This window comes from Rhodanobacter sp. FW104-R8 (assembly GCF_001617365.1).
Lineage (GTDB): Bacteria > Pseudomonadota > Gammaproteobacteria > Xanthomonadales > Rhodanobacteraceae > Rhodanobacter.
The window spans coordinates 112,453-130,486 of record NZ_LVJR01000027.1; the positions used below are offsets into that span (position 1 = coordinate 112,453).

Annotated in this window: 17 protein-coding genes; 7 read left to right on the forward strand and 10 right to left on the reverse strand. The window is 69.9% G+C overall.

Annotation, left to right across the window (positions count from 1 at the left end):
• Positions 1–23: 23 nt before the first annotated feature.
• The 4 genes from RHOFW104R8_RS08735 to RHOFW104R8_RS08750 form a co-directional block, all read right to left on the reverse strand.
• Entirely contained in the window at positions 24–257 is a 234-nt protein-coding gene (locus RHOFW104R8_RS08735; RefSeq protein WP_068093139.1) for a hypothetical protein, read from the reverse strand.
• Positions 258–481: 224 nt separating this feature from the next.
• Complete coding sequence (locus RHOFW104R8_RS08740; protein WP_068093137.1) at positions 482–856, reverse strand: hypothetical protein; 375 nt, start codon at positions 854–856, stop codon at positions 482–484.
• A gap of 207 nt (positions 857–1,063) precedes the next feature.
• Positions 1,064–1,600 carry a peptide deformylase gene (def, locus tag RHOFW104R8_RS08745; protein ID WP_068093133.1) on the reverse strand — a complete coding sequence of 179 codons (537 nt, stop codon included), beginning with the start codon at positions 1,598–1,600 and terminating at the stop codon, positions 1,064–1,066.
• A 135-nt stretch (positions 1,601–1,735) separates the two neighbouring features.
• Positions 1,736–2,539, reverse strand: a complete 804-nt coding sequence (locus tag RHOFW104R8_RS08750; protein WP_068093128.1) for a DUF4197 domain-containing protein — start codon at positions 2,537–2,539, stop codon at positions 1,736–1,738.
• A 173-nt stretch (positions 2,540–2,712) separates the two neighbouring features.
• On the opposite strand from RHOFW104R8_RS08750, the gene RHOFW104R8_RS08755 reads away from it, so the two are divergent.
• From RHOFW104R8_RS08755 to RHOFW104R8_RS08765, 3 genes are all read left to right on the forward strand, one after another.
• The gene (locus RHOFW104R8_RS08755) at positions 2,713–4,788 is read left to right on the forward strand and encodes a carbon starvation CstA family protein (protein WP_068093124.1); all 2,076 of its coding nucleotides are present in this window, start codon (positions 2,713–2,715) and stop codon (positions 4,786–4,788) included.
• Positions 4,789–4,802: 14 nt separating this feature from the next.
• A complete protein-coding gene (locus RHOFW104R8_RS08760; protein WP_068093473.1) occupies positions 4,803–5,000 on the forward strand; it encodes a YbdD/YjiX family protein in 198 nt (65 codons plus the stop codon).
• Between the two features lie 178 nt (positions 5,001–5,178).
• Positions 5,179–5,703, forward strand: a complete 525-nt coding sequence (locus RHOFW104R8_RS08765; protein ID WP_068093119.1) for a DUF2127 domain-containing protein — start codon at positions 5,179–5,181, stop codon at positions 5,701–5,703.
• Here RHOFW104R8_RS08765 and RHOFW104R8_RS08770 read toward each other — a convergent pair.
• The 5 genes from RHOFW104R8_RS08770 to RHOFW104R8_RS08790 all read right to left on the reverse strand — a co-directional run bounded on the left by RHOFW104R8_RS08770 (position 5,691) and on the right by RHOFW104R8_RS08790 (position 13,177).
• Complete coding sequence (locus RHOFW104R8_RS08770) at positions 5,691–6,584, reverse strand: DMT family transporter (protein ID WP_068093117.1); 894 nt, start codon at positions 6,582–6,584, stop codon at positions 5,691–5,693. The genes RHOFW104R8_RS08765 and RHOFW104R8_RS08770 overlap by 13 nt on opposite strands.
• A gap of 91 nt (positions 6,585–6,675) precedes the next feature.
• Entirely contained in the window at positions 6,676–7,566 is an 891-nt protein-coding gene (locus tag RHOFW104R8_RS08775) for a glycosyltransferase family 2 protein (RefSeq protein ID WP_068093115.1), read from the reverse strand.
• A gap of 82 nt (positions 7,567–7,648) precedes the next feature.
• Positions 7,649–8,395 carry a hypothetical protein gene (locus tag RHOFW104R8_RS08780; protein ID WP_068093113.1) on the reverse strand — a complete coding sequence of 249 codons (747 nt, stop codon included), beginning with the start codon at positions 8,393–8,395 and terminating at the stop codon, positions 7,649–7,651.
• 29 nt (positions 8,396–8,424) lie between these two features.
• On the reverse strand, positions 8,425–12,291 hold the full coding sequence (purL, locus tag RHOFW104R8_RS08785; protein ID WP_068093111.1) for a phosphoribosylformylglycinamidine synthase: 3,867 nt from the start codon (positions 12,289–12,291) through the stop codon (positions 8,425–8,427).
• A 112-nt stretch (positions 12,292–12,403) separates the two neighbouring features.
• On the reverse strand, positions 12,404–13,177 hold the full coding sequence (locus tag RHOFW104R8_RS08790) for a DsbC family protein (protein WP_068093470.1): 774 nt from the start codon (positions 13,175–13,177) through the stop codon (positions 12,404–12,406).
• Positions 13,178–13,399: 222 nt separating this feature from the next.
• Here RHOFW104R8_RS08790 and RHOFW104R8_RS08795 point away from each other — a divergent pair, with 222 nt between their 5' ends.
• Positions 13,400–14,074, forward strand: a complete 675-nt coding sequence (locus RHOFW104R8_RS08795; protein ID WP_068093107.1) for a Fe2+-dependent dioxygenase — start codon at positions 13,400–13,402, stop codon at positions 14,072–14,074.
• A 75-nt stretch (positions 14,075–14,149) separates the two neighbouring features.
• Here the strand turns inward: RHOFW104R8_RS08795 and xerD are convergent, their stop codons facing one another.
• On the reverse strand, positions 14,150–15,064 hold the full coding sequence (xerD, locus tag RHOFW104R8_RS08800) for a site-specific tyrosine recombinase XerD (RefSeq protein WP_068093467.1): 915 nt from the start codon (positions 15,062–15,064) through the stop codon (positions 14,150–14,152).
• A gap of 50 nt (positions 15,065–15,114) precedes the next feature.
• On the opposite strand from xerD, the gene RHOFW104R8_RS08805 reads away from it, so the two are divergent.
• The 3 genes from RHOFW104R8_RS08805 (at position 15,115) to RHOFW104R8_RS08815 (ending at position 17,790) form a co-directional block, all read left to right on the forward strand.
• On the forward strand, positions 15,115–15,618 hold the full coding sequence (locus RHOFW104R8_RS08805; RefSeq protein ID WP_068093102.1) for an RDD family protein: 504 nt from the start codon (positions 15,115–15,117) through the stop codon (positions 15,616–15,618).
• A 60-nt stretch (positions 15,619–15,678) separates the two neighbouring features.
• The gene (locus RHOFW104R8_RS08810) at positions 15,679–16,446 is read left to right on the forward strand and encodes a methyltransferase domain-containing protein (RefSeq protein ID WP_068093099.1); all 768 of its coding nucleotides are present in this window, start codon (positions 15,679–15,681) and stop codon (positions 16,444–16,446) included.
• A 90-nt stretch (positions 16,447–16,536) separates the two neighbouring features.
• Complete coding sequence (locus RHOFW104R8_RS08815) at positions 16,537–17,790, forward strand: polyhydroxyalkanoate depolymerase (protein WP_068093095.1); 1,254 nt, start codon at positions 16,537–16,539, stop codon at positions 17,788–17,790.
• The last annotated feature ends 244 nt before the right edge of the window (positions 17,791–18,034 follow it).

The window sequence follows — 18,034 nt, forward strand, 5'->3', positions numbered from 1 at the left end:
CGAATCGCGCGCCGGCACCGCGGTCAACCCGTCGCCGTCTTCGCCGCCTGCAGCGCCTTCGTCTTCAGGTCCAGCGTGTCCGCCGCGTCCAGCAGTGCGCGCGCAAAGCTGCGCACCTCGGCGGGACGCAAGGCATACCAGTTGCCGCTCTTGCTGGCTTCGTCCACCTTGCGGCCCGCACGGGACACGCAGTGCGGCCGGAAGATCACCATGCCGGTCAGCGATTCCGAGCTGATGTCCGCCGAGACGATCTGCATGTGCGTTTCATCTTCTTTCTTCACCGAACTCTCCCGGGCGGGAGTCCGCCCCGGTCCCACTCTACGCCATCGCAAATTCAGCCGATGTTCCCGCGTGTGTCACAGCACCTGCACGGCCGCTGGTTTCCGTCGCGGGCGTTGCTTGGGTCATGCATCGTGCCGCCTGGATGTCGATGCGACTTGGTCGCCGTCGGTCGCCCTCCGGACAAGGGCACGCCGCCGCATCAACGCATGTGCACCCAGTACACGCGCATGCCGTGGGCGCGGTCTTCGGCACGATGCCCGTCGCGCCCATCCATCACGATGCCCCAGGCCGAACGCAACATCCCCGCCTGCACGCGGTCGATGCGCACCTGTTCGCCGCTGGGAATGATGAAGGCCGCCTCGACCACCATCACCCCGTTGCGCTCGAACACCAGGCTTGCCAGCCGGCCAACGCCGGCACCCCAGCCGACGTGCAGCTCGCACGCCACCGGCGTGAATACGCCGCGGTTGTCCAGGCTCCACCCTTCCGTCTTGCTGAGCAGCGACTGCAGGCTGGGATCGGTCCAGTCGACGTTGTTGGCCTGGGCGCTCCACGGCGGCGGCTTCACGTCCATGGCGACTCCGCACCGCGCGCCGGCGGCCCGTGGCGGCGGTCCAGGCCGGCGCGGGCGCACGCCGTGCCCTGGCGGGTACCGCGCCCGGACCGGCCGGGAATGGCATGAAGGCGGAGTTCGCGTGGCGGCATGGACAAGGTATCGGCGGAACCGGCCGGCGCTTGAGCCGCCATTCCGCGCCCGGCGGGCAGCCGGGCCCGCGAACGTTCATTCGTCTGCCAGCTCCTGCCCCGGAAACAGCACGCCGGTGTAGCCGAACTTGCTGAAATCGGTGATGCGCGAGGGATACAGCCGGCCGATCAGGTGGTCGCACTCGTGCTGCACCACGCGGGCATGGAAGCCCTCGGCGGTGCGCTCGATGCGCGCGCCCCGCGGGTCGACGCCTTCGTAGCGGATCAGCGTGTAGCGGTTCACCGCGCCGCGCAGGCCGGGTACCGACAGGCAGCCTTCCCAGCCCTCCTCCATGTCCTGCGACAGCGGCGTGATCACCGGGTTGAGCAGGATCGTGCGCGGCACTTCGGGAGCATTGGGATAGCGCTCGGAATGCTCGAAGCCGAAGATCACCAGCTGCAGGTCGACACCGATCTGCGGTGCGGCCAGGCCGACCCCATCGGCGGCCTGCATAGTCTCGAACATGTCGGCGATCAGCGCGTCGAGTTCGGCGCTGCCGAGCATCGCGGCAGGCACCAGCGGCGCGATGCGCAGCAGGCGCGGGTCGCCCATCTTGAGGATTTCACGGATCATGCAGGCCTCACGCTCGAACGCCGTTACCTGATGACTTGTGGTCGACGCGGCCCATTGCAAGCGGTGCCGCCCCGCGCCTCAACTGCAACACGCCGGGCAGGGCCTCGTGCCGATTTGCCGAACCCGCGGGCGGGTTCAGCCGCCGAACACCTTCTTCAGCAGGTCGGTGGTGCGCGCGCCCGGGTTGTGGCGGATCGACTGCTCCTGCTCGCCGATGGTGGTGAACAACCCGTCCAGCGTCTTCGCCGTCACGTAGTCGTCCAGGTTCAGCGGACCGCCGCCCTTGGCCGACTTGCCGCCACCGAGCGCGCCCAGCGATCCCAGGGCGCCGCCGAGCGCCCCGCCGCCGCTGCCGGAGGTGAAGGCCTTGTACTTCTGGGTCACGCCGACGCTGTCGGTGGCCTTGGCCACGATCGGATGGATGCGCGCGGTCAGCGCGTCGCCGGCGACGCGGCGGAAGAAGTCGGTGGCCGCGTGGTCGCCGCCGGTGAGGATGCCGCGCGCGTCGTCCAGGGTCATCTTGCGGATCGCGTCGCCGAAGATCTCGGCCACCTGCGGCACCGCCTTCTCCGCCGCCCGGTTCATGCTCAGCTCGAACGCGTCGACCTTGGCGCCCTGGCCCAGCTCGCGCGCCAGCTTGCCGGCCTGCTCCAGCTTGCCCGGCAGCGGGATGCGCACCTTGCCGTTGTTCCAGAAACCGCCGTCGCGGCCGAGGCTGTTGATCGCGTTGGTGGTGCCCTTGGCCAGCGCCTCCTTGAGGCCGGCAGCGATGTCGCTGGTGGGCAGGTTGCCGCCGAGCTGCGGCGAGCTGGAGGCATGCGTCGACTGCTTGACCTTGTTCAGCAGGTCCTTGAACTGGCCGGAGCCGACGGCCGCGACCGGCAGGGCGGCGGCAACGAGGACGAGGCCCAACAGGCCGTGGCGAACCGGGATGCGCATGACGGATTCCAGGGTGGTCGGCGGGGCCGCCAGTGTAGCGCCGCCGCCTCGCCACGGCGTGACGGGGAACGGGAGGCTATTCGACCAAAGGCTAATACCGATCGGTCGTTTCCGGCATTGACCGCCGCCGCCGGCAGGGCGACCCTTGCAGCTATCGCCGAGGAGAGCCACTCATGCAAGCTGCTGTCATACCCAAGCCCAGTCCGGCCAGCAAGATCCTGTGGGTCGCCATCGCCATCGTCGGCGCGTTCTGCCTGGGCGTGGTCGCCCTGCGCCGGGGCGAGCCGATCAATGCGATCTGGCTGGTCGCCGCGTCGATCGCGATCTTCGTGATCGGCTACCGCTTCTACGGCAAGTTCGTGGAGCACTCGGTGCTGCAGCTCGACCCCAGCCGCGCGCCGCCCTCGGTGCTGCGCAACGACGGGCTCGACTACGTGCCCACCGACAAGTGGGTGGTATTCGGCCACCATTTCGCCGCGATCGCCGGCGCCGGCCCGCTGGTCGGCCCGGTGCTGGCCGCGCAGATGGGCTACCTGCCCGGCACGCTGTGGATCCTGTTCGGCGTGGTATTCGCCGGCGCGGTGCAGGACTTCATGATCCTCGGACTCTCGCTGCGCCGCGATGCCCGTTCGCTGGGCCACATGCTGCGCGAGGAGCTGGGGCCGTTGCCCGGCATCGTGGCGATGATCGGCGTGCTGGTGCTGATGATGATCGTGCTGGCGGTGCTGGCGCTGGTGGTGGTCAAGGCGCTCACCCACAGCCCGTGGGGCACCTTCACCGTGGCCGCCACGATCCCGATCGCGCTGCTGATGGGCGCCTACCTGCGCTGGTTCCGCCCGGGCCGCATCCTCGAGGTGTCGATCATCGGCCTGGTGCTGCTGCTGGCCTCGATCTGGTTCGGCAAGATCGTGTACGACACGCCGGCGCTCGCCACGCTGTTCGACTTCGACGCCAAGGCGCTGGCCTGGCTGCTGATCGCCTACGGTTTCTGCGCCTCGGTGCTGCCGGTGTGGCTGCTGCTGGCGCCGCGCGACTACCTCTCCACCTTCCTCAAGATCGGCACCATCGCGCTGCTGGCGCTGGCGATCTTCCTGGCCGCGCCGACCTTGCAGCTGCCGGCGGTGACCAAGTTCATCGACGGCACCGGTCCGGTGTTCGCCGGCAACCTGTTCCCGTTCCTGTTCATCACCATCGCCTGCGGCGCGGTCTCCGGCTGGCACTCGATCATCGCCTCCGGCACCACGCCCAAGCTGCTCGCCAACGAGGGCCAGGCGCGCATGGTCGGCTACGGCGGCATGCTGATGGAGGCGTTCGTGGCGATCATGGCGCTGGTCGCCGCCGCCTCGCTGCACCCGGGCGTGTACTTCGCGATGAACTCGCCGGGGGCGATCGTCGGCACCACCGTGCAGGATGCCGCCACCGCGATCAGCCAGTGGGGCTTCGTGGTGACGCCGGACGAGCTGCTGCAGACGGCCAAGGACATCGGCGAAAGCAGCATCCTCGGCCGCGCCGGCGGCGCGCCGACGCTGGCGGTGGGCATGGCCCAGCTGCTGCACAACATCATCCCCGGCGGCGGCATGATGGCGTTCTGGTACCACTACGCGATCCTGTTCGAGGCGCTGTTCATCCTCACCACGGTGGACGCCGGCACCCGCGTGGGCCGTTTCATGATCCAGGAGATCGCCGGCCTGGTGTACAAGCCGCTGCAGGCCACCGAGTCGTGGACCGGCAACCTCTTGGCCACCGCGATCTGCGTGGCGCTGTGGGGCTACTTCCTGTACCAGGGCGCGGTCGACCCGCTGGGCGGCATCAATACCCTGTGGCCGCTGTTCGGCATCGCCAACCAGATGCTGGCCGCGATCGCGCTGATGCTGGCCACCGTGGTGGTGGTGAAGCTCAAGCGCGAGCGCTACGTGTGGGTACCGGGCATCCCCGCGTTGTGGCTGATCGTCTGCACGCTCACCGCCGGCTATGAAAAGCTGGTCGGCCCGATCAGCTTCACCGCTGCCGCCAACAAGTACTCGGCGGCCATGCAGCAGGGCAAGCTGCTGGCCCCGGCCAAGACCCAGGCCGCGATGCAGCAGATCGTCACCAACAACTACGTCGACATGGTGATGACCGGCCTGTTCATGCTGCTGGTCGTGGCGATGGTGCTGTTCTGCCTGAATGCCGTGGTCAAGGCCTGGAACATCAACCATCCGACCGCGCACGAAGAGCCCTACGTAGCGCTGAGCAGCGTGGCCGGCTGAGCGGGGACGCCATGATGAACGCGACCACCTTCCGGTCCGTGCGCAAGTGGGCGGTGCAGACCGCCCGCCTGTGCTGCGGGGTGCCCGACTACGACGTGTACGTGAAGCACCTGCGCGAGCATCACCCCGAGCGCCAGGTGCCCAGCTACAGGGAGTTCTTCCGCGAACGGCAGGAAGCCCGCTACAAGGGCACCGGCGGCCGCTGCTGCTGAGCGCGCGGTAGGAGCGCACCCTGTGCGCGATGCTTTTCGTCACATAACGAAGAGCCATCGCGCACAGGGTGCGCTCCTACCGCGACGCCGTGTCCCCCGCGTGCCGCCATGCCATTACGCACTGGTCGTTCATCGACCAGCGGCGACAATAACGACATTGCCCGCACCGCCATCATCCATGTCCGATATCGAAAGCACCACCGAGCCGGCCGCGGCAGCGTCGTTGCAGCACCATGCCGGCCTGCGCGTCATCGCGGTCTACGAGATCATCAAGACCGCATGCCTGGTGCTGGTGGCGATGGCGGCCTTCCATCTCGACCGCCAGCAGAACTTCGAACAGCTGGTGCACTGGCTGGAGCATCTCTCGCTGGCCGACAGCAACGGCCTGCGCTGGAGGCTGGTCGGCCTGCTGCAGGATTTCGGGCCGAGCCGCTTCGTCGCGGTCGGCGCGGTCGCGCTGGGCTACGCGGTGCTGTTCGGCATCGAAGGCGTGGGCCTGTGGCTGGGCAAGTACTGGGCGGAATGGTTCACCGTGATCGCCACCGGCTCGCTGATCCCGCTGGAGCTGTACGAGACGCTGCACCGCTTCGGCTGGCTCAAGCTGGCCACCCTGGCCGGCAACGCGGCGATCGTGGTGTATCTGGTGCGCATCGCGCTGCAGACGCGAGCGACGCGGCGCGCGTCGAAACATCACACCTCGTGATGCGCCGCCTCGGCGGATAGCGCGGCGCGCCGCGGCATCAGTTCCACCAGGTACATCGCGGCCAGGATCAGCCCGCCGCCGAGCAGCATGCGCCCGGTGAGCGCATCGACGCCGAGCAGCACCGCGAACGCGGCGGCGAACACCGGCTCGGTGGTCATCACGATCGCGGCGCGGGTGGCCGGCAGATGCGACTGCGCCCAGGTCTGCATCAGCATCGCGCCGGCGCCGGCGATCAGCGCCATGTACAGCACGGCGAACCAGGCGCTGCGGTCGGGCGGCAGCACCGGACCGTGCGGCGCGGTGGCGAGCAGGCAGACCGCCGCGATCGCCACCATCTGCACCGCCGACAGGCCGAACGCCTCGCCATGCCGCGACCATTGGCCGAGCAGCACGATGTGCAGGGCGTACAGCGCGGCCGACGCCAGCGTGAGCCACACGCCCAGGTCGACCGACACGCCGTTCAGCGACAGCAGCGCCAGCCCCACGGTGGCCAGCGCCACCGCCAGCCACACCGCGCCGGCCATGCGCTGGCCCAACAGCAGCATCGCCAGGATCGGCGTGAACACCACGTACATGCCGGTGGCGAACCCGCTCACGCTGGGCGCGATCAGCGACAGCCCCCAGGTCTGCAGCAACTGACCGGCGCCGTAGATCGCGCCGAGCAGCAGGCCGCGCAGCAGCTGCCCGCGGCCGAGCCGCAGCACCGCCCGCGGGAACAGCGCCAGCATCGCCAGTGCGGCGACCACGAAGCGCACGGCCAGGAAATCCGCCACCGGCATGCGCGCGACCACGTCCTTGATCAGCACGAAGGTCGAACCCCACACGGCGGTCAGCGCCAGCAGGCCGAGGGTGGCGAGGGTGGTCGTGGCGCGTGCGCTCATGGGGCAGGAAGTGAGTGAAGAGGAGTGAGGGGTGAGAGAAAAGCGATGACGCCGCGGGACGCTGTTGCCTTCTCCATTTTCTCACTTCTCTTCATTCACTCCTCGCCTTCCGCCGCAGCCACTGCCCGGGGATCTGCAGCAGGAAATGCCCCCAGATGCCCAGCCAGACCACGCCGGCCACCAGCGGATTGCGCGCGGCCGGATCGTGCTTGCGGAACCAGCGCCACATGCCGCGGTGCTTGTGGCGGCTGACGAACACCGGCCGGTGCCGGCTCGAACTGCCCTTGCCGTGCTGCACGCGGACGTCGCCGGCAAGCAGCACCTGGTAACCGAGGTTGCGCACGCGACGGCACAGGTCCAGATCCTCGCAGTGCAGGAAATAGTCCTCGTCGAAGCCGCCGAGGCGCTGGAACATCTCGCGCGGCAGCAGCATCGCCGCACCCGACACCGCCTCGGCCTCGACCACTTCGGCCGGTATGTCCCGCGCCATGTTGACGTGCTCGCCGGGGCGGCCGAGCAGGCTGTTGAGCGCGCGCCGCAGCAGCGGATCGCGCCGCCACGAGGCAGGATCGGGGTGTCCGTCGGCATCGCACACCACCGCGCCGATCAGCCCGACCTTCGGCCGACCCTCCAGCACGGCCAGCAGCCGGTGCAGGTCATCCTCGCGCAACACGCAGTCGGGGTTGAGGATCAGCAACGCCCGGCCGTGCGCCTGCTTCGCGGCGAGGTTCACCGCCGGGCCGAACCCAAGGTTGCGGTAGTTGTAGATCGCCTTGAAGCGCGTGTCGTGCGCGTGGGCGCGTTCGATCGCCTCGGGCACGCCGTCGTGCGAATCGTTGTCGACCAGGATCAGCTCCAGCGACAGCGTGCTGGCCAGCACGCTGCGCACGCACTCGCGCAGGGTCGGGCCGCTGTCGGCGGAAACCACGATCACGCTGAGCGCCAGCGCAAATGGCGAACGATGTGGGGAAGCGGGGTTCACGACGCAAGTATGCGCGGAGATGCGCGACGGGAGAACCGTTCGCGGCGATGCGCACGAAGAAAATGCGGATCGTGCCGCGGCTTCACGCGCCGTCCACATCGTCTTCGCCGAGCACCGCCGACAAGGCCAGCGGCATGTCGCCTTCGCGACGTGCCAGCCACGGCTGCTCGCGGTGCCAGCCGACGAGTTGCCAGCCGTGTAGCCAGTGTTGCCGCTCGCGCCGGCGATCCCACAACAGCACGCCGCGGTCGCGGCGCAGGCGCGCGGCGAACCAGCGGCCGCAGGGGCTGAAGGCGGCCTGCGGACCGACATCGTCGATGCGGTTTCCCGCCGCGAACCGATAGCATCCCGTGCGATAGACCACGTGGCCACCCAGCGGATCGGGCAGCTCGCCGGCTGCCGCCAGCCATTGCACCGGCTGCAGTTCGATGATTTCCGCGGGCGGGCCGATCGGCGCCATCGCCAGCTCGGGCCATTCGGCAGAGGGCGCCGCCGGCGGCGCGCGGCGCACGCCGCGATCGAGCCATGCCTCCAGCCCGGCCAGCAGGGTGTAGCCGGCCAGCGCACCCAGCAGGGCCGCACCCAAGGCGAACGCGTCGCCGCCCCACGCCCGCTGCAGCGCGAACAGCACGCCGGGCAGCCCCCAGCGCATGCCGCGGCGGATCAGCGCGGCATGGCGGTCCGCCAGCCGGTGCTGCAGCAGCACGACACTCGCCGCCAGCGCCAGCAGCCATGGCAGTCCGAGCCACCACGGCAGCACGGCCAGCAGGACCAGCCAGGCCGCCCGCGACAGCACGGCACGCCATGGCGGCCCGCGGCGCCGGGCCATCGCTCAGCGCCCTGCGGGACAATGGGCGATCAGCCGCACCACGCGCGGGCGTTGCGGAACATGCGCATCCACGGTGAATCCTCGCCCCACTGCTGCGGGTGCCAGCTCAGCTGCACGCTGCGGAACACCCGCTCGGGATGCGGCATCAGGATCGTCACGCGGCCGTCGGCGGCGGTGAAGCCGGCCAGGCCGCCGGGCGAGCCGTTGGGGTTGAGCGGGAAGTTCTCGGTCGGCTTGCCACGGTTGTCGACGAAGCGCACCGCGCCGTTCGACTTCGACGGGCTGCAGGCATGCGGGAAGCTGACCCGGCCCTCGCCATGCGCCACCGCCACCGGAATGCGCGAACCGGCCATGCCCTTGAAGAAGAGGCTCGGCGAATCGAGCACTTCCAGCGTGGCCAGGCGCGACTCGTACTGCTCCGACGCGTTGCGCAGGAACTTCGGCCAGTGTTGCGCGCCGGGGATGATCTCCTTCAGCTGCGACATCATCTGGCAGCCGTTGCACACGCCCAGCGCGAACTTCGCCTCGTCGGCGAAGAACGCCGCGAACTGTTCGCGCAGCATGTCGTTGTACAGGATCGAGGTGGCCCAGCCGCGGCCCGCGCCCAGCACGTCGCCATAGGAGAAGCCGCCGCAGGCCGCGAAGCCGCGGAAGTCGGCCAGCTTCGCGCGCCCGCTGGCCAGATCGGACATGTGCACGTCGACCGCGTCGAAGCCGGCGCGAGTGAACGCGGCCGACATCTCGACCTGGCCGTTGACGCCCTGCTCGCGCAGCACCGCGATGCGCGGCCGCGCTCCCGTGCCGATGAACGGCGCGGCGACGTCCTGCGCCGGATCGAAGGTGAGCTTCGGGCTGATCCCCGGATCGGCGTCGTCCAGCCGCCATTCCAGTTCGGCGTCGGCGCTCTGCGGGTTGTCGCGCAGGCGCTGCATCGCGTGGCTGGTTTCGTTCCACGCCCTGAACAGCACGCTCCAGTTCCACTTGAACAGGGTCTCGTCGCCGAGGAACAGCTTGATGCCCAGCTTCTCCTTGGGCCGGCCGATGCGGTGGCAGATGCCGGCCAGGCCGTGCTTGACCACCAGCGCCTCGAACGCCTCGCGGTTCGCCTCGGCCACCTGGACCACCGCGCCGAGTTCCTCGTTGAACAGCGCGCGCAGGGCCGCTTCGGCCCAGCCGTCCAGATGGATCTCCAGGCCGCAGTGGCCGGCGAACGCCATCTCCAGCAGGGTGATCAGCACGCCGCCGTCGGAGCGGTCGTGGTAGGCCAGCAGCAGGCCGTTCGCATTCGCCTCCTGGATCAGCTCGAACAGCGCCTTCAGCCGCCGGGCGTCGTCCAGGTTCGGCGGCACGCCGCCCGAACGGCCGAACACCTGGGTCAGCGCGGAGCCGCCGAGGCGGCTGCGCCCGGCGCCCAGGTCGATCAGCCACAGCGCGGAGTCGCCGCGGTGGAGCCGCAGCTGCGGGGTGAGCGTGCGCCGCACGTCGTCGACGCGGGCGAAGCCGGTGATCGCCAGCGACACCGGCGCCACCGTGCGCTGCGCGGTGGCGCCGTCCTGCCACACGGTCTGCATCGACAGCGAGTCCTTGCCGACCGGGATCGAGATGTCCAGCGCGGGGCACAGCTCCATGCCGACCGCGTGCACCGCGTCGAACAGCGCGGCATCCTCGCCGGGATGGTTGACCGCGGCCATCCAGTTCGCCGACAGGCGGACCTCGCCGAGGCTGGCGATCGGCGCGGCGGCCAGGTTGGTGATCGCCTCGCCCACGGCCAGCCGCGCCGCGTCGGCGCTGGAGAGCAGCGCCACCGGCGCACGCTCGGCCATCGCCATCGCCTCGCCGGCGTAGCCGTCGAAGTCGACCATGGTCACTGCGCAATCGGCCACCGGTACCTGCCACGGGCCGACCATCGGGTCGCGGTGGTTGAGGCCGCCGACGGTGCGGTCGCCGATGGTGATCAGGAAGCTCTTGCTGCCTACCGTCGGCAGCCGCAGCACGCGCAGCAGCGCCTCGTCCATGCCGATGCCGGTGAGGTCGGGCAGCAGGTCCACGCGCGGCTTGTGCCGGCTGGCGTCGCGATGCATCCGCGGCGGCTTGCCGAACAGCACGTCCATCGGCAGGTCGATCACGGTCAGCTCGCGGCGCGGGTCGGTCACCAGCAGGCGGCGCTCGGCGGTAGCCTCGCCGACCACGGCGTGCGGGCAGCGTTCGCGCCGGCACATCGCCTCGAACGCCGGCAGGTCCGCCGGCGCGATCGCCAGCACATAGCGTTCCTGCGATTCGTTGCTCCACACCTGCATCGGCGACAGCGACGGGTCGTCGCAGGGGATCTTCGACAGGTCGATCACGCCACCGACGCCGGCGTCGTTGAGCAGTTCGGGGATCGCGTTGGACAGGCCGCCGGCGCCGACGTCGTGGACGCTGACGATCGGGTTGGCGTCGCCGCAGCGCCAGCAGGCGTCGATCACTTCCTGGCAGCGCCGCTCCATCTCGGCGTTGTCGCGCTGCACCGAGGCGAAGTCCAGCTCCTCGCTCGACGCGCCGGACGCCACCGACGAGGCCGCACCGCCGCCCAACCCGATCAGCATCGCCGGGCCGCCCAACACGATCACCTTGTTGCCCGGCTGCACCGCATGCTTCAGCACGTGGCCGGGGCGCAGGTTGGCCAGCCCGCCGGCCAGCATGATCGGCTTGTCGTAGCCGCGGCGCAGGCCGGCTTCGCCGGTCTCGTGCTCGTAGCTGCGGAAGTAGCCGCCCAGGCAGGGCCGGCCGAATTCGTTGTTGAACGCGGCGGCGCCGAGCGGGCCGTCGCGCATGATCTCGAACGCGCTGGCCATCCGCGGCGGCAGCGGGCGGTCCACTTCCCACGGCCGCGGCAGGCCGGGAATGCGCAGGTCGGAGACGGAGAAGCCGGTGAGCCCGGCCTTCGGCTTGCCGCCGCGGCCGGTCGCGCCCTCGTCGCGGATCTCGCCGCCGGCGCCGGTGGCGGCGCCGGGCCACGGCGCGATCGCGGTGGGGTGGTTGTGCGTCTCCACCTTGATCGCGTAATCGATGCGCTCCTCGTGGTCGCGCCACACGCCATCGGCCGGGTCGGCGAAGAAGCGCCGGCCGGTGCTGCCCTCGATCACCGCCGCGTTGTCCGAATAGGCGGACAGCGTATGCGCGGGCGCATGCTGGTGGGTGTGCTTGATCATGCCGAACAGGCTCTTGTCCTGTTCCACGCCGTCCACCGTCCAGCTGGCGTTGAACACCTTGTGCCGGCAATGCTCGGAGTTCGCCTGGGCGAACATGAACAGTTCGGCGTCGGTGGGGTCGCGGCCGAGCTCGGCATAGCGGTCGGCCAGATACTCGATCTCGTCGTCGGCCAGCGCCAGGCCCAGCCGCGCATTCGCCGCGGCCAGCGCGCCGCGCGGGTCGGCGCCGAGCGCCACGTGCACCAGCTCGCCGGGCGAGCCGGCCAGGAACAGGCCCTGCGCGTCCTCGATCCGCTGCAGCACCGACTGCGTCATCGCGTCGTGCAGCACCGCCATGATCGCCGCATGGTCCGGCGCGCCGGCCGGCGGCAGGCCGGCCACCAGCCAGGCCAGGCCGCGCTCGACCCGGCGCACGTCGAAGCCGGCGCCATGCAGGATGTCGGTGGCCTTGCTCGACCACGGCGAGATCGTGCCCAGCCGCGGCACCACCCACAGCGTGGCCGGCTCCGGCGCAATGACGTCCTTCGCCTCCAGCACGGCCAGCAGGCGCTGGCGCAGCGCTCCCTCGGGCGCCGTCTCGGCATCGATGAAGTAGACGAACCATGAAGCCTGCACGCGAACGCCCCGATGCAGGGCATCGAGGCGGGCATTGAGGCGTTCGAGACGGAACGGCGAGAGGGCGTTCTGCCCGTCGAGTACGATCATGCGGGGAACGAAACCGTGCGAAGGAAACGCCTATTCTACCCTATGCTGCAATACGGCATAGGCGCTCCCTGCGCGTGCCGCCCCGCCGGGTCGGGAGCGCGGCCGCGCGGCCTCAGCCGCCCTGCTTCAGCGCCTGCAAGAGCTGCTCGGGGGTCACGTAGCCGCCCAGCACGCGGCCGTCCGGGCCGTAGATCGACGGGGTGCCGCTGACGCCCAGCTTCACGCCCAGCTCGAACTGGTCCTTGACCGGGTTGGTGCAGGTCGCCGGCGCGGGGGCATGGCCTTCCTTCGCGGCGGTGAACGCGGCCTTGCGGTCCTTGGCGCACCACACCGAGACCATCTCGGTATAGGTCGGTGTGGGCCGGCCGGCGGTGGTCACCACGCCTTCGCGCGGCCACGCCAGGTATTCCACCGCGATGCCTTCCTTGTTGAACGCGGCCACGTGCTCGTGCAGCGCGCGGCAGAAGCCGCAATTGACGTCGGTGAACACGGTCACCGTGTACTTCGGGTTCGGCGGCGCGAACACGATGCGTTCGGACGCCGGCACCTTGGCCAGCTCGGCCTTGCGGAAGCGTGCCCAGGCGCTGTCGCTGACGTTCTGCTTGCGGCCCAGGTCGATCACGTCGCCGTGCATCGCGTATTTGCCGTCGGTGCTGACGTAGAGCAACTGGCCGGCGGCGATCACCTGGTAGAAGCCCGGCATCGGCGCCGGCTCGATCGAATCGACCTGCACGTTCGCCGCCAGGCTATGGATCGCCTGGCGCACCATCTGCTGCGCCGCCGGCGTCACCGCTTGGCTGACGACCGGCGCCGCATCGTTTTCGGCGGCACAGGCGGTCAGGGACAGCCCGCCGATGCACAGCGCCAGCAACAGTTTCTTCAGCATCACCAACCTCGTTCGATCCATGGCCGGCGCGTTCGCCGGCGGCAGGCACGCATTCTCGCACAGGCGGCTGAACGCCATTCGGTGCGCGTTGCCGCAGAAACCGATGATCGGCGCCCCGGTTCGATGGTAGATTTCCGCGACGCAGCGGCCTGAAACGGCCCGGCGAAACAACCTGACCGCGCACGCCCCTCCCAACAGCCTGAATCGCCCGGCGGAATCCCCGTGATCATTTGCGCTCCCAACGTGCTGACCCCCGAAGAACTCGGCGTGATACGCGGCGAACTCCAGGGCGCCTCGTTCGTCGACGGCGCCAGCACGGCCGGCTGGTCGGCGCGCGAGGTGAAGAAGAACCTGCAGGTCGCCATCAACACCGAAAGCCCGGTCCGGCTGCAGGACATCGTGCGCGGCGCCTTCCTGCGCAATGCGATGCTGCAGACCTCGATCCTGCCGGCTGCGACCACACAGGTGCTGTTCAACCGCTATGACGTCGGCATGCAATACGGCCCGCACGTCGACGCCCCGGTGATGGGCGGCCTCGGCAGCGCGGTGCGCACCGACGTGGCGATCACGATCTTCCTGTCCGACGCCAAGAGCTACGCCGGCGGCGACCTGGTGGTGGAGAGCAACGGCGTGGAATACGGGTTCAAGCTGGACGCCGGCTCCGCCATCGCCTACCCGGCCAACTCCCTGCACCACGTCACCCCGGTGACCCAGGGCGCGCGCCACGCCGCCATCATCTGGGTGCAGAGCCAGGTGCGCGACACCGCCAAGCGCGAGCTGCTGTGGGACCTGGACAACGCCAAGCGGCAGATCTTCGGCCGCGAAGGCAAGAGCGCCACGTTCGACGCCGTCAGCAAGTCGCACGCGAACCTGCTGCGGATGTGGGCAGAGGTGTAAGGCGCTGGCCCCTGTCGCTGCGCTCCCGTACCCGGCGGGAAACGTGTGGCGAAGACCTGATTCGCCGGACTCTTGTCACCCCCGCGGATGATGCTGCGCGTGCAGCCGCTTCAAGCCTTCCTTCGCCACCAAGGTGTAGATCTGGGTGGTGCTGAGCGAACTGTGGCCGAGCAGCATCTGCAGCGCGCGCAGGTCGGCGCCGTGGTTGAGCAGGTGGGTGGCGAAGGAGTGGCGCAGCACGTGCGGCGAGATGCGTTTCGGGTTGATCCCGACTTTCAGCGCGTAGCGCTTCACCAGGGTCCAGAACATCTGCCGGGTCATGCCTTCGCCGCGCTTGCTGAGGAACAGCGCCGCTGGCTGGCGGCCTTTCGCCAGCACCGGCCGTGCGTCGGCCAGGTAGGCGCCGAGGCGCGCCAGCGCTTCCTCGCCGACCGGCACCAGCCGGTCCTTGCCGCCCTTGCCGGTGACCCGCAACACGCCCTGGCGCGGGTTCAGCGCGGCCAGCGGCAACTCCACCAGTTCGGACACGCGCAGGCCGGAGGCATACATCAGCTCCAGCATGGCGCGATCGCGCAGGCCCAGGGTGGTGGCATCGGGCGCGGTCAACAGGCCCTCGATCTCGCGTTCGGCCAGTGCCTTGGGCAGGCTGCGCGGCAGCTTCGGGCGCTCGATCAGCAAGGTCGGGTCGGCGAAGCCCGGCTCGCTGCGGGCGAGGAACGCGTAGTAGCGGCGGAAAGCCGACTGCCGCCGCGCGATCGAGCGCACCGCCGCTGGCCGCGCGCCGTGGTACGCGGAGATGTCCTCACGCCGCGCCGTGCGCAGCCCGCGCCCGCGGCCGGCCAGCCACAGCGCCAGCGCCTCGAGGTCGCGGCGGTAGGCTTCCAGCGTGCGGTCGGCCAGGCCGTCCTCCGACCACACGCGCTCCGCGAACGCGGCGATGCTGCGCTGGTCGGCTTCGGCGATACTGGCGCGGTCTTCCTCCTTCCTCATGCGCACGATGCTGGCCATTGCGCGCGCACTACGCAAGCGATCGACCCACGATGCCGCCGAATCCCGCCACCACCGACACCCCCTGCCCGCCGTGGCGCCGCCTGCTGGCATTGGTCTACGACCTGCTGATCGTGGTGGCGATCGTGATGGTGGTGGGCCTGCTGTGCCAGCTGGCCACCGGCGGCACGCTGATCCGCACGGGCGCGACGACAGTGGTGCCGGCGTGGTACCAGGCGCTGCAGGGCGTGGTGGTGGCGGCGTATTTCATCAGCTCGTGGCGGCGCGGCGGGCAGACCCTGGGCATGCGGCCGTGGCGCATCCGGCTCACCCGCGACGATGGCGGCGCGCCGTCGCTGCAGCAGGCGCTGATCCGCGTGCTGGTGGCGGCCGCGCCGCTGGTGGTGTTGCTGCTGGCGCCGGTAGCCGGCTTGCGCGTGACGCTGTGGACGCTGCTGGCGGTGTGGGCCGGCTGGTTCGCCGTGGCCTTGTTCGATCCGCGCCGGCGCGCGCTGCACGATATCGCCGCCGGCACCGAGATCCGCCTGCTGGGCTGAGTGCTGCGCCCCGGGCCGCGCTTCACGCCAGGCTCAGCGCAGACCGGGTTCAATCCGCCGATGTCCCAGCCATCCCGCGCCGAAAGCCGCAGCGACGCCGAACTGGTCCGCGCCAATCGCGGCTTCTACGAGTCGCTGTGGGCGCACGCGCGACTGGTCGGGCCGGAACGCTTCAACACCTGGCCGCTGCTGCGCGAGCTGTCCGCCGCCGCGCCGCGCCGGCTGGAGGTGGCGCCCGGCCTGCGCCCGCGCCTGCCGCTGCACGGCACCTGCTTCGTCGACCTCAGCCATGCCGCCCTGCGCCGCCTGCACGCCAGCGGTGCCGGGGCGGTGCACGGCATGATCGGCGCGCTGCCCTGCGCCGACGCCAGCTTCGACCTGGTCTGCGCGTTCGACATTCTCGAGCACGTCGCCGACGACGACGGCGCGCTGGCCGAGCTGGCACGCGTGGCCGCGCCAGGCGCCAGCGTGCTGCTGTCGGTGCCGCTGCATCCGGCGGCGTGGACCGCGTTCGACGATTTCGTCGGCCACTGCCGCCGCTACGAGCCCGCGCAGGTCGTGGCCCGGCTCGCCCGGCACGGCTTCAGCATCGAACGCAGCGCGGTCTACGGCATGCAGCCGAAGTCCTCGCGCCTGCTCGAACTCGGCCAGTGGTACCTCAGCCACCAGCGCGAGCGCGCGATGTGGTGGTACAACCGGGTGATCATGCCGCTCGGCCTGCATTTCCAGAAACCGCTGCAATGGCGCGCCGGCCTCGGCGATACGGATGGGGTCGACGAGGTGCTGCTGTGCTGCAGTTATTGCCCGACGGTCGCGCCAAGCTACTGATCCGGTTGGGCACCGTGGTTGCGGCAGCGCAACACGCTCGGCGGAAACGGCGCTAAGATGTCCGCTTCCGCCTGCGGCCAACCCACTCCGATGCTCTACCAGATCCACGAATGGCAACGCGCGTTCCTCGGCCCGCTGAGCCATTTCGCGCAAGCCGGCGCGCGCATGCTCAACGACACCAGCAGCCCGTTCGCGCAGATGCCCGGCGCCCAGCGGATGGCCGCCGGCTACGAGCTGATCCATCGCCTCGGCAAGGATTACGAGAAGCCCGCCTTCGGCATCCACACCGCCACCGCGCACGACCACGAGATCGCGGTGATCGAGCGGGTCGCGCTGGACAAGCCGTTCTGCCAGCTGAAGCGCTTTAAGCGCTTCAGCGACGATCCGTCCACCATCGAGAAGATGAAGAACGATCCGGTGGTGCTGGTGGTGGCGCCGCTGTCCGGCCACCACGCCACGCTGCTGCGCGACACCGTGCGCACGCTGCTGCGCGACCACAAGGTGTACATCACCGACTGGGTCGACGCGCGCATGGTGCCGGCCGCGGCCGGTCCGTTCGGGCTGGACGACTACGTCGCCTGCGTCGAGGAATTCATCCGCCACATCGGCGCGTCCACCCTGCACGTGATCTCGGTGTGCCAGCCGACCGTGCCGGTGCTGGCGGCGGTGGCGCTGATGGCCGCGCGCGGCGAAGCCACGCCGCGCAGCATGACCATGATGGGCGGCCCGATCGACCCGCGCTGCAGCCCCACCAGCGTCAACAACCTGGCCACCACCCAGCCGCTGTCCTGGTTCAAGGGCAACGTGATCCATACCGTGCCGCCGAACTATCCCGGCCGCGGCCGCGAGGTCTATCCCGGCTTCCTGCAGCACGCCGGGTTCATCGCGATGAACCCGGGCCGCCACCTCAACTCGCACTGGGATTTCTACCAGGACCTGCTGCGCGGCGACCTCGACGACGCCGAATCGCACCGCAAGTTCTACGACGAGTACAACGCCGTGCTCGACATGCCGGCCGAGTTCTACCTCGACACGATCGACAAGGTGTTCCAGCAGTTCCTGCTGCCGCTCGGCCTGTGGGACGTGGCCGGCGAACGGGTGAACCCGGCCGCCATCGAGCGCACCGCCCTGTTCACCATCGAGGGCGAGCTGGACGACATCTCCGGCCTCGGCCAGACCGAGGCCGCGCACGAGCTGTGCAGCAGCATCCCGGCCGGGCGCCGCGCGCACAAGGTGATCGAAGGCGCCGGCCACTACGGCATCTTCAGCGGCCGCCGCTGGCGCGAGAAGGTCTACCCGCAGGTGCGCGACTTCATCCGCCGGTTCGACCGGGCGGCGAAGTAGTCGCCTGCGCTTCCCTTGGAATGAAGAGCTTTCGTGCGCCGTTGGCGCCCGAGTTACTTTCTCTTTGCGTGCTCAAAGAGAAAGTAACCAAAGAGAAAGAGCACCCCGCTTGGCGCTTGCCACCCATCCATGGGCGGCAAGTCCGTGAGCCGGGGCCGGGCTTTTCGAGCGGGCCTCCTGCCCGTGCGAAAAGGCGAGGTCATCCATGACCTAGCCCGCTGCGCGGCCTGATCGCCCCGCCTCA

Excerpts from the sequence above, each read along its gene's own strand:
- RHOFW104R8_RS08780 (WP_068093113.1), bottom strand. The coding sequence starts at position 8,395 with ATGGCCCGGCGCCGCGGGCCGCCATGGCGTGCCGTGCTGTCGCGGGCG.
- RHOFW104R8_RS08750 (WP_068093128.1), bottom strand. The coding sequence starts at position 2,539 with ATGCGCATCCCGGTTCGCCACGGCCTGTTGGGCCTCGTCCTCGTTGCC.
- RHOFW104R8_RS08740 (WP_068093137.1), bottom strand. The coding sequence starts at position 856 with ATGGACGTGAAGCCGCCGCCGTGGAGCGCCCAGGCCAACAACGTCGAC.
- RHOFW104R8_RS08760 (WP_068093473.1), top strand. The coding sequence starts at position 4,803 with ATGAACGCGACCACCTTCCGGTCCGTGCGCAAGTGGGCGGTGCAGACC.
- def (WP_068093133.1), bottom strand. The coding sequence starts at position 1,600 with ATGATCCGTGAAATCCTCAAGATGGGCGACCCGCGCCTGCTGCGCATC.
- RHOFW104R8_RS08770 (WP_068093117.1), bottom strand. The coding sequence starts at position 6,584 with ATGAGCGCACGCGCCACGACCACCCTCGCCACCCTCGGCCTGCTGGCG.
- RHOFW104R8_RS08805 (WP_068093102.1), top strand. The coding sequence starts at position 15,115 with ATGCCGCCGAATCCCGCCACCACCGACACCCCCTGCCCGCCGTGGCGC.
- RHOFW104R8_RS08735 (WP_068093139.1), bottom strand. The coding sequence starts at position 257 with ATGCAGATCGTCTCGGCGGACATCAGCTCGGAATCGCTGACCGGCATG.
- purL (WP_068093111.1), bottom strand. The coding sequence starts at position 12,291 with ATGATCGTACTCGACGGGCAGAACGCCCTCTCGCCGTTCCGTCTCGAA.
- RHOFW104R8_RS08765 (WP_068093119.1), top strand. The coding sequence starts at position 5,179 with ATGTCCGATATCGAAAGCACCACCGAGCCGGCCGCGGCAGCGTCGTTG.
- xerD (WP_068093467.1), bottom strand. The coding sequence starts at position 15,064 with ATGAGGAAGGAGGAAGACCGCGCCAGTATCGCCGAAGCCGACCAGCGC.
- RHOFW104R8_RS08790 (WP_068093470.1), bottom strand. The coding sequence starts at position 13,177 with ATGCTGAAGAAACTGTTGCTGGCGCTGTGCATCGGCGGGCTGTCCCTG.
- RHOFW104R8_RS08810 (WP_068093099.1), top strand. The coding sequence starts at position 15,679 with ATGTCCCAGCCATCCCGCGCCGAAAGCCGCAGCGACGCCGAACTGGTC.
- RHOFW104R8_RS08815 (WP_068093095.1), top strand. The coding sequence starts at position 16,537 with ATGCTCTACCAGATCCACGAATGGCAACGCGCGTTCCTCGGCCCGCTG.
- RHOFW104R8_RS08755 (WP_068093124.1), top strand. The coding sequence starts at position 2,713 with ATGCAAGCTGCTGTCATACCCAAGCCCAGTCCGGCCAGCAAGATCCTG.